At 62.0% G+C, this 5550-nt stretch carries 3 protein-coding genes, 1 tRNA gene and 1 pseudogene; 3 read left to right on the top strand and 2 right to left on the bottom strand.

The genetic code is table 11. The annotated features are described in order from the left end of the window. Window positions 1-300 precede the first annotated feature (300 nt). Window positions 301-827 (top strand): annotated as a pseudogene (locus VOI29_RS22180) (IS481 family transposase); the annotation flags it as partial. A 130-nt stretch (window positions 828-957) separates the two neighbouring features. Here the strand turns inward: VOI29_RS22180 and VOI29_RS22175 are convergent. Both VOI29_RS22175 and VOI29_RS22170 read right to left on the bottom strand, forming a co-directional pair. Beyond that, entirely contained in the window at window positions 958-2193 is a 1236-nt protein-coding gene (locus VOI29_RS22175; RefSeq protein WP_323783755.1) for a hypothetical protein, read from the bottom strand. Between the two features lie 893 nt (window positions 2194-3086). Beyond that, complete coding sequence (locus VOI29_RS22170) at window positions 3087-4406, bottom strand: ATP-binding protein (protein WP_323783754.1); 1320 nt, start codon at window positions 4404-4406, stop codon at window positions 3087-3089. An 83-nt stretch (window positions 4407-4489) separates the two neighbouring features. On the opposite strand from VOI29_RS22170, the gene VOI29_RS22165 reads away from it, so the two are divergent. Continuing rightward, window positions 4490-5407: an MBL fold metallo-hydrolase gene (locus VOI29_RS22165; RefSeq protein WP_323783752.1), complete on the top strand. Its 918-nt coding sequence runs from the start codon at window positions 4490-4492 to the stop codon at window positions 5405-5407. Between the two features lie 69 nt (window positions 5408-5476). Then, window positions 5477-5548: transfer RNA gene (locus VOI29_RS22160), tRNA-Asn, on the top strand. Window positions 5549-5550: the final 2 nt, after the last annotated feature.

The raw sequence follows: 5550 nt of genomic DNA, 5'->3' as shown, positions 1-5550 counted from the left end.
CTCAAGGAGGAAGCTTCGAAGTCTATAAAAATAGGGCTGACAAAGCTCAAAAACACCTCCTTGAGATCTTCATTGTGCCAGCATTTTCCACCTCGAAATATACACGGCGCATCTCTTGGGAGGGCTCGGCGAACTGTATTCTGCTATTTCCACGTCAAGTTACACACCCGGTCCCGACCCACAATCGGGGAAGGCCAAATAGAGATCCGCACCGATCTCGGCACAACGAAGCTGAGTCTCAGAGCCGGCCAAGATGAATCCTAACACATGCTCAATCAAGGTGACTTTCACACTTCTGCCATCATGGTGTCATCGTCCGGCGTCCGTTCGATCTGGCTGCGCACGACCTGGAGACCATGAAGAAGCGGCTGAAAGCCTTGGAGGCCCGTGCCGCCCAGGACGGCATCCTGCTCACCGAGGCGCAGATGGCCGCGCTGGAGAAAGCCCAGCAGAAGAAGGAGGCGTATGGCGTGATCGAAAGCCATCATCCTGGTTACCTCGGCAGTCAGGACACCTATTACGTGGGCACGATGAAGGGCGTCGGACGCATCTACCAGCAGACCTTCATCGACACCTACGCGCGGGTGGCGGCCTGCAAGCTCTACACCGAAAAATCCGCGATCACTGCGGCCGACCTGCTGAACGACCGGGTTATTCCATTCTTTGCCGAACATGGCGTCAGCCTGCTGCGCACCCTGACGGACCGCGGCACCGAATATTGCGGTAAGGTCGAAAACCATGCCTATCAGCTCTATCTGGCCGTCGAGGACGTGGATCACACCAGAACCAAGGCGAACAGCCCCCAGACCAACGGAATCTGCGAGCGTTAACGCCATCCGTTGACGCGGCAGACCCATGCGCCGCTCCGGTACATTTGCCGACAGGATGCGCGCCCTGCCGCCGCCTTCCCATGCTGGCGCGGCGCCAGGGCGAATCCGCTTTGCAATGCCGCCATGTTCATGCCTGCGCCGCCGCGCGCTGCGCCCGCGCCTCATCAGCAATATCGCGGCACTTCTGCAGGGCCACCCGGTGCCGGTCACGAAACTCAGCCTCTTCAGGGGGGCGGATCTTGTCGAGGCCATGCCAGAGGATCCGTTTTTCAACCGCGCCTGTGAATGCAAGTTCGCGCATCACTAGCCGCGCGACCTCCTTGCGCACGACGCGCGGTGCAACCTCCGCCGCCGACCAGTTACCCCCGGAATCGCGGTCCACAAATCGCTCAATGGCGGCATCTACAGAAGGATTCTTGTATTGCCCGGTGCCCGTAATCGCGCGCTCCTCCGCCGTCTTGTCGTCAGCAGGCGTGGGCACCTTCGTCAGTCGCAGTACGGCCTCCTCCTCGGTCAACCCTTCGCACTCACATGCGAGCCACTGGACCAGTTCACACGAGCTACGATGATCTGCGATCCTCTCTTGCGGGGCCACCAGTGCCAGCTTCCTCTTGCCCGCGCGCTCATCATGAACGATCACGAATTCGGTCCGAAACAAATTCGGGTTCATATCCTCCGGCGCGATCACGCCACGGGCCAACCGCTCCTTATCTTTTTGGTAGACTCGGAGCCAGACTCCGCGCTTGCAATACCGCTTGCGGCCATTACGCTTGAGGCCGAGGTAACGCAGCCAGTACAGCGTCTTTCCTCCTTGATCGTCGCCCTCGACCTCTGGGTGATGCACCTCCAGGGAGGGGCTGCGCGCATTCATGTAGTTCTGCAACCGCTCGAACAAGCCCGGCTGGTCAGTATCAATGCTCGCGTCCGCCCGGCTGACGAGCTGAGGGCCGAGGTGTTTGCGCACCAGCGGCGCGACCCGGGCGCACTCGCCATTGCCGCCGCTGATTTCCAGGCTCGGCATGTTCCGGCTGTGCCCGCCCCGAACGGTGACAAAGGCCTTGCCCTGCGTCGGGTGGGCGCCGAACTGAAAGCCAATCTTGTAGCCCTGCCGCCCCTCGCCTTCTGCGCGTTTATGCAGCCCTGCCGCGACCACGAACCGCAACAGCGAATCGAGGGCCTTGCCCTCATGCGCTTCCGCCGCTTCGCGCTCCGGGCGAAGTACCGGACCACGCGCAAGCTTGTTATAGCCCTTCTGATCTCTAAGGGCCTCGGTCAAGCCGGAATTCTCGCCGCTGCCGTCGATCTCGTTCGTCATCGTGACGCTTAGGTAGTCGAGGAAGAACCGCGCCGGGATCGCCACCATGCGCCCGGTCGTTTGCTTCGCCCGAGACTTGCGCCCAGATGCCCCACCCTTTGGGGGCATCGGTGGGCGCGGCGTCATCGGATTTTGCCCCCCCCTTTTGCCGCATTTCCGCCGCCCAAGGGGGGGGCCATCTTCTGTTTGAGGGTCTTCGTGAGTGTGGTTTTCTTCTTTCTTGTTCGGACGCGAATGCCCAATAAACCCTTGCTCCGCAAGGCGTTCTTAGGCATTCGCATCTTTTGCGGCAGAGCCTGCGGCTGACTGCTGCTGCAAAAGGGGGGCCGTTATTACACAACGGACCCCATGGAGGCCTTTGGCCTCGTCAAGTCCCTGATCTCGTGCCACCCTCATCGCCGCAAGGGCGAGGACGGAAAGGGTAGAAGTGCCGCTAGGGCTGCCGCGCGGCGTTATTTCAGAACCAGTAACGCGGCCGAAACGATCGCAGGCTGCAAAGCCGATCCATGCTGTTTCGGCCTTTCCGAGCGCGACAGTTTTGCCGTCCAGCGCGCATGGATAGGCCCCGTTTCAGTTCTGGCGGTTCACCCACCCTAGATATTCCTCAATGAATTCAATGGGCGAAGGATCGCAGTCAGCCAGCACAAGCCTTTGATTTTTCATAACTTCCCGACTACCGCTGGCCTCCCGAAATCATCGCTAAACTGCCAGTTTGGAAAGCCTCTGTTACCCTTTTTCGCATGGCTGATTTGCCGCCCGGAAGATTCCGCCAAGGAATGCACAAAGCTTCCGTCCGGGTTCAGCCTGCGTGGCAGTCAAGCCAGTGATCCGGTGCTGCCGCTGACCGCAAGGAATGCAAAAGCTGGATGCCGGCCGCCGCCGCGCAACACCTGGTGGCGCACAGGCGCCTGCCCCGCGGGTCAGCGTGTGCGGCATAGCAGTCAACGCGCGATCACGATGTCGGCTTTCAGCCCGCCCAGATCCGTGCTTTCGCCCAGCCGCAAGGTACCGCCGTGAGCACGGGCGATGTCGGCAACAATCGCCAGGCCCAGGCCAACACCAGACCCGCGGTCCTGATTACGGGCCGGATCCAGCCGGGTGAACGGGCGGATGGCATCGCCGCGCTGCCCGGCTGGTATGCCAGGACCGTCATCCTCGACCCGGATACGCATGGAGCGATCAGTCAAAGCCACAGAAACCCGCGCCTGGGAGCCATAGCGCACGGCGTTTGAGATCAAATTCTCCACCGCCCTTCGCACCGGCTGGCGGCGCAGCATCACCTCCCCCGTGCCGGACATCTCTCCCAGAGCCACCTGTTTATCCTGGCGCTGCCAATCGCTGATGATGGTGCGGACAAGGTCTTGCGGATCCACCGGTTCAGGTTCGCTTACTGCCGCCCCCCGGGAGAAATCCAGGAACGCATCCAGCAGCCCCTGCATTTCATCCACATCGCGCAGCATCGGTGCTGCATCCTCCTCGTCCAGCATTGCCAGCTCCAGCTTCATCCGCGTCAGCGGGGTGCGCAGATCATGGCTTACCCCTGACAGCATCAGCGTGCGCTGCTCGATCTGCCGCTCAAGCCGGGCCCGCATATCCAGAAAGGCGCTGCCGGCCGCCCGCACCTCCAATGCGCCGGCCGGCGAATACGGCACCGCCCGGCCGCGCCCGAAAGCTTCGGCAGCATTGGCCAGCCGCTTGATCGGGCGCAGCTGGTTGCGCATGTAAAGAAAGGAAATCAGCATCATCAGGAAGCCGAACAACAGCATTGTGACAATCAGCTGGTGCGGTGCGGCGGCAGTTACCCGGCGACGGTCAAAGCTGAGCTCCATCAGCCCGTGCGCGGAACCGAAATAGACCTGTACCGTGCGGTCCGCAGGAAACCGCGCCGCCAGAAACCCCGGGAACGTCTTTTGCAGTTCTTCGCGCACCACCCGGCCGGAAAACTCGATCAGGCTGAACTGATCCTCCGGCAGCGGCGCACCCGGAGGCAGAAACCGCGCCTGCATGTTCAACGGCTTCAGCAGCGGCCCGATCTGAACCAATGCAGCCTGCTGGTCCGTTGCCGCGTCCGCCACCTGGCGCAGCAGCTCGAATTCGCGCTGGATGGTGGCCGTCATCTGTACGGTGACATCTTCCAGATCGCGTTTGATGAACACCACCGACACCACAATCTGCAGCGCCACGATGGGCACCACCAGGATCAAAGCCGCACGGGCATATAGACTGCGCGGCATATATCGTTTGAGCCATTTGAAGAACATGGGCTAAGCCTATAGGGCGCTTGGAAAAGAGAAAAGCCAATCCGGGCGCGCACTGGCCGGGAAAACAGCAGCGGAGCAAAAGTATGCAGGCATCAGATGATTTTAACCCGCCGGCCGGCTTGGCCGAAGAGCTGGAGCCGGGCCTGCGCCGTATTCTGGCGCCGAATCCTTCGCCAATGACCTATCGCGGCACCAATACCTATGTGATCGGGACCGGCGGGCTGGCGGTCATTGATCCAGGGCCGGAGTCCGAGCTGCACCTTGCGGCGATTCTGGCCGCCGTGCAGCCGGGTCAGCAGATTACGCATATTATCGTGACCCACAGCCATTTGGACCATTCCCCGCTGGCCCGGATGCTTGGCCAGGCAACCGGTGCGCCGGTCTTTGCCTTTGGCGGGCCTGCAGCCGGGCGCAGCGCCGTGATGTGCCAGCTGGCCGCCCGCGGGCTGGCCGGAGGCGGCGAAGGCATCGACGCCGGATTTTTACCTGACATCACGGTCGGGAACGGCGAGATCATCCGCGGTGACGGCTGGGACCTTGAGGTCATCCATACACCCGGCCACCTCGGCAATCACATTGCACTGGCTTGGGGCGGCGCCTGTTTCACCGCAGATCATGTGATGGGCTGGGCCAGTTCGCTGGTCTCGCCGCCGGATGGCGACCTGACGGATTTCATGGCCTCCTGCCGCCGCCTGCGCCAGCGCAATTGGCGTGTGTTCCACCCCGGCCATGGTGCCCCGGTCCACGATCCCGCCGGCCGGCTCGACTGGCTGATCGCCCACCGCGGCTCCCGCGAGGCCGCAATTCTGGACGCGCTTTCAGAGGCGCCCGCCAGCGCTTCCGCTTTGGCCCGGAAGATCTACACCGAGACCCCGCCGGCCTTGCTGAAAGCTGCCGAGCGCAATGTTTTCGCTCACCTTGTTGACCTCACGGGCCGCAAATTGGCCGCACCGCAAGGCCCCCTTTCCGCCTCCGCCGTTTTTGGCCGGCGCAGCGGCTGATTTTTTTCAAGAAAGTCCTTCTTGCCCTCTGGACGCCTGATCCGGAGGGCGCTATACGGCACAGACCGTTCCGGCGTAGCTCAGCGGTAGAGCAGTTGACTGTTAATCAATTGGTCGTAGGTTCGATCCCTACCGCCGGAGCC

This window comes from Leisingera sp., assembly GCF_034669605.1.
Lineage (GTDB): Bacteria > Pseudomonadota > Alphaproteobacteria > Rhodobacterales > Rhodobacteraceae > Leisingera.
This window is presented reverse-complemented; position numbering and strand designations above follow the sequence as displayed.